Genomic DNA, 5,207 nt, shown 5'->3' on the forward strand with positions numbered 1-5,207 from the left:
TCCTAGCTCTTTCAATATCCATTGTTCCATATTTGTGATAATAGATGCCAGAGGCGATTCTAGCAAGAACACACACTTGACTCTTTTTGTCAAGTTTTATGTTAAGAAAGATGTTTATAAAGCATAGCTTATTAAGGGGGGCTGGGGGGGATCCACAATCGGCAACGCAGCAAAAGGAATCTGATGCAAAGCTAAATGAGGCACAATAATCAACTCCTCAATCCCTGTCAGATATTGTCCCACCAGCTCCTGCAACTGCAAGCGCTCAGCAAGTTCCTGAAGAAAATCCCCCATCTTCTGTTTCCATTTACTTTTTGCCTCAAGATAGGGAATAAACCAGTTTTGTCCAATCCAAACCCGTAAGTTATCCACCCCCTGCCCAACACAAGTAAAAAGTTGAGGACTGCGATCCTTACGTAGGATAAAAATATGGGTATCCTCATTCGTTGTATAGAAACTGAGTAGAGCAGTGGTTGCTTCCTCGATTAACTGCTGCATTTGCTTCCAATCAAGATGATCCACTTGAATTTGTCCCGCCAAAACCGGGTCATAACGGCGCAGTTGTTGCCAAACTTGCTGTTTTTGTGCCTCTAATGCCTGGATTTCTTTCTCGTATTTTAATAAAGCGTCCCTAGTCAAGGATTCATGGGATTGTTTCAGTCCCATTCCCAATGACATGGTTTTATTAGTACTTCCTGCCAAAACTGGAACAGCCTCCGAAGCAGAACCAAAACGGAGGAGATTGATACGCCGTTGCAGTTCCTCGTAGTCCTGCAAATGCTGTTTTAGTTCTGGGACAATTTCTCCCCCTTGGTAGAGTTCATTACTAGCCATCATATCTACCAAGCGTTGGGCACGAGAACGTTCAGCATATTCCACTGCTTTCTCGATCTGCCCTAAGTTGAGACAAGCTTGTACTATGTTGATATAGACGTCAATGGAATCAGCAAGAATCTCTTGGCGACGCTCCTCATCAATTGCCCAACTCCGGCTTTGTTCTACTGCTTGGATAGCTAGGGCATAGCCTTCGATAGCTAGTTGCCAATTGTTATTTTCTAGAGCAACATTACCTAAATTGCTAGCTGTTTGCAGACAGTTGATAGGGAAATTTTCTGGAGTATCGATTTCTAGGGCATTTTGATAAGCAGTGATGGCTTGTTCGATATTCTCGGCTCTATCTCCTTTTATTCTATCCGAGTAGGCACCACCGAGATTGCCTTGAGTCATTGCCCAATCGTGGGGAAATGCGGACTTGGTATGGATTTGTAGGGCATCTATACAAGCAGCGATGGCTTGTTCGATATTATCGGCTCTATCTCCTTTTATTCTTTTATAGTAGGCAGCGCCGAGATGGTTTTGAGTGGATGCCCAATCTTTCGGAAATGCTGACTTGGTACGGATTTGTAGGGCATTTTTATGATGAGCGATGGCTTGTTCGATATTCTCGGATCTATCTCCTTTGATTTTGAGCAAGTAGGCAAGGCCGAGATTGTCTTGAGTAGTTGCCCAATCTTGGCGAAATCCGGAATTAGTACGGATTTGTAGGGCATTTATAAAATGAGCAATGGCTTGTTCAATATTTTCGGATCTATCTCCTTTGATTTTGAACAAGTAGGCATTACCGAGATTGTTTTGAGTCATTGCCCAATCCTGGGGAAATGCGGACTTGGTATGGATTTTTAGGGCATTTATATAATGAGCAATTGCTTGTTCGATATTATCGGCTCTTTCCCCTTTGATTCTGTAGAAGTAGGCAATGCCGATATTGTTTTGAGTCCTTGCCCAAGATTTGGGAAATGCGGACTTGGTATGGATTTGTAGGGCATTTATAAAAGCAGCGATGGCTTGTTCAATATTATCGGATTTATTCCCTTTGATTCTGTCAACGTAGGCATTGCCGATATTGTTTTTAATGGTTGCCCAATCCTGGGAAAATGCGGACTTGGTATAAATTTGTAAAGCATTTTTATAAGCAGTGATTGCTTGTTCGATATTATCGGCTTTTTCCCCTTTTATTCTGTCATAGTAGGCAATACCAAGATGGTTTTGAGTCATTGCCCAATGGTGGGAAAATGCGGACTTGGTATGGATTTGTAGGGCATTTTTATGATGAGCTATGGCTTGTTCGATATTATCGGCTCTCTCCCCTTTTATTCTATTAGAGTAGGCAGCGCCGAGATGGTGTTGAGTGATTGCCCATTTTTGGGGAAATTTGGACTTTGTATAGATGTCTAGGGCATTTTTATAATGAGCAATGACTTGTTCGATATTATCTGCTTCCTCCCCTTTGATTCTGTCACGGTAGGCAGCGCCGAGATGGGTTTGAGTGTTTGCCCAATCTTTAGGAAATGCGGACTTAGTATAGATTTGTAGGGCATTTTGATGATGAGCGATGGCTTGTTCGATATTATCGGCTATATCTCCTTTTATTCTATTAGAGTAGGCAATGCCGAGATTGTGTTGAGTCATTGCCCAATCTTGGGGAAATGCGGACTTGGTATGGATTTGTAGGGCATGTTTAAAAGCAGTGATGGCTTGTTCGATATTCTCAGCTCTATCTCCTTTTATTCTATTATTGTAGGCAGCACCGAGATTGGTTTGAGTCATTGCCCAATCTTGGGGAAATTCTGACTTAGTATAGATTTGTAGGGCATTTTGATGATGAGCGATGGCTTGTTCGATATTCTCGGCTTTCTCCCCTTTTATTCTATCAGAGTAGGCAATGCCGAGATTGTGTTGAGTCATTGCCCAATGGTAGGGAAATGCGGACTTGGTATGGATTTGTAGGGCATCTATAAAAGCAGCGATGGCTTGTTCGATATTATCGGCTCTATCCCCTTTTATTCTTTTATAGTAGGCACCACCGAGATTGGTTTGAGTCATTGCCCAATCTTGGGGAAATGCTGACTTGGTACGGATTTGTAGGGCATGTTGAAAAGCAGTGATAGCTTGTTCGATATTCTCGGCTCTATCTCCTTTTATTCTGTGCCAGTAGGCAACACCGAGATTGTTTTGAGTGGATGCCCAATCTTTGGGAAATGCTGACTTGGTATAGATTTGTAGGGCATGTTGAAAAGCAGTGATGGCTTGTTCGATATTCTCGGCTCTATCTCCTTTTATTCTGTCATAGTAGGCAGCACCGAGAATGGTTTGAGTGTTTGCCCAATCGTGGGGAAATGCGGACTTGGTACGGATTTGTAGGGCATCTATAAAAGCAGTGATGGCTTGTTCGATATTCTCGGCTCTATCTCCTTTTATTCTGTGCCAGTAGGCAACACCGAGATTGTTTTGAGTGGTTGCCCAATCTTGGGGAAATGCTGACTTGGTATAGATTTGTAGGGCATGTTGATAAGCAGTGATGGCTTGTTCGATATTCTCGGCTCTATCTCCTTTTATTCTATCAGAGTAGGCAGCAGCGAGATTGTTTTGAGTCGCTGCCCAATCTTGGGGAAATGCTGATTTGGTACGGATTTGTAGGGCATTTATATAATAAGCTATAGCTTGTTCGATATTATCGGCTCTATCTCCTTTTATTCTGTGGCAGTAGGCAACACCGAGATTGTTTTGAGTGGTTGCCCAATCTTGGGGAAATGCTGACTTGGTATAGATTTGTAGGGCATGTTGATAAGCAGTGATGGCTTGTTCGATATTCTCGGTTCTATCTCCTTTTATTCTATCAGAGTAGGCACCACCGATATTGTTTTGAGTCGCTGCCCAATCTTGGGGAAATGCTGATTTGGTACGGATTTGTAGGGCATTTTCATAAGCAGTGATAGCTTGTTTGATATTCTCGGCTCTATCTCCTTTTATTCTGTGCCAGTAGGCAACACCGAGATTGTTTTGAGTGGATGCCCAATCTTGGGGAAATGCCTCCAAGGTAAAAACTGTGGCCATGACTTCATAACTAGCAATGGCAATTTCTAGGTTACTGGCTCTATTACCCAGAGGAAATTGTCCAATCAAATTCCCGAACTCGCCAATAACTCTAGCAACATATTCAGCTTCTTCTGGCTGAAGTTGAGGGATGGTTTCCTTTGCCCAATCTTGCAGGATCTGCCCTAATTTTTCATCTAGCTTGTCGAGGTTCTGTTCCAGTAGGGGGTAAACTGACTGAGGACTATGGTCAGTTGCAACTGCTTCCAAGATGGACTGTAGGAAATTGAGATAGTCTTCTAAAGGAACTTCAGTCGGGGAAATCCCGAGTATCTCTGCTAATTCCCCTGCCAAGTTTAACAACCAATTGGCAATATCTCCATTCCCTGTCTCTTCCATGTGTGCTGCTACTGCTTCCATAATATCGACCAACTTCCAATTCACTAGTTCTTGGTTGGCCTGCAGTATTTCTATTTCCTGTCCATTGGGGCATTGCAGCAGTTGTTGGATCAGGTTTAAATAAGCGTCAATTCTTTGTTCATCCATATTTTCCTATTCTGTTTCCTGTTACCTAATTCTAAGCAAATGCTTCTACTACCTGGAATGAGCGATAAAATGCTTGCCAATTATTGCTATCTTCTCCCAACCTTGTCCACAATTCCTTAAGCCGTTCGGGATTCCAAATGGGAGCTGGTTCTTCTTCATTAGGCGTTAACCAAGGTAAATCTAAGGAATCGTCTAAGACAATAGCCAGAAACTCCTCTTGCCCTACCGTATCAAATTTTATCTCTTCACACATTGCCCCTGACTGAGGCATCAGAATTTTCTTATCTTTGAGTCGATTAACTGGAGCAAAAGCTTGGGAAGGACAGACTACATAGTTGGTATCTAAACCGCGATTTAATAACAACAGATGCTGTTGGTCACAATCTAGTTCCACATGCATATAGTAAGGAATGTTTAAACCAATTACAGGTGGTTCGTCCTTTTTACCTGGGGGTACAACCAAGCCTTTGTGATTAGGATCTGGAGTAAAACGAAGCCAATAGGAAGGAGATGCCGCTTTTTTAATCAGGGTTTGCCAAAGCCCACTGGGGGGGCGACAAGCGCCCCGTAAACCTTGATATATATTAAATTGAGCGAATTATGGTAAAAAAAGATAGGTCAGAAATTGTCAAGACGACCTATCAAGTTAGAATGATACCATAATTATACCAAAAACATCTAAAAAATCTACTTTCCGAATCTCAATTATTGTTTTTTTACCTTGTAGTAATTATTGTTCAAGATATCAAGAATATTAAACTCGAAAAAATTGCTGAATCTTTACCTTT

General features: G+C 42.1%; 2 protein-coding genes and 1 pseudogene. 1 reads left to right on the top strand and 2 read right to left on the bottom strand.

Going from position 1 to position 5,207, the window contains the following annotated elements; all coding sequences use genetic code 11:
- Positions 1-114: 114 nt before the first annotated feature.
- A complete protein-coding gene (locus tag F6K63_RS36195) occupies positions 115-4,419 on the bottom strand; it encodes a tetratricopeptide repeat protein (RefSeq protein WP_287314922.1) in 4,305 nt (1,434 codons plus the stop codon).
- Positions 4,420-4,450: 31 nt separating this feature from the next.
- Positions 4,451-4,882, bottom strand: a complete 432-nt coding sequence (locus tag F6K63_RS36200) for a hypothetical protein (protein WP_287314923.1) — start codon at positions 4,880-4,882, stop codon at positions 4,451-4,453.
- 200 nt (positions 4,883-5,082) lie between these two features.
- Between F6K63_RS36200 and F6K63_RS36205 the strand changes: the two are divergent.
- Positions 5,083-5,207 (top strand): annotated as a pseudogene (locus F6K63_RS36205) (IS4 family transposase); the annotation flags it as partial.

It is taken from the genome of Moorena sp. SIO1G6 (assembly GCF_010672795.1).
In the GTDB taxonomy this organism is placed as follows: domain Bacteria; phylum Cyanobacteriota; class Cyanobacteriia; order Cyanobacteriales; family Coleofasciculaceae; genus Moorena; species Moorena producens.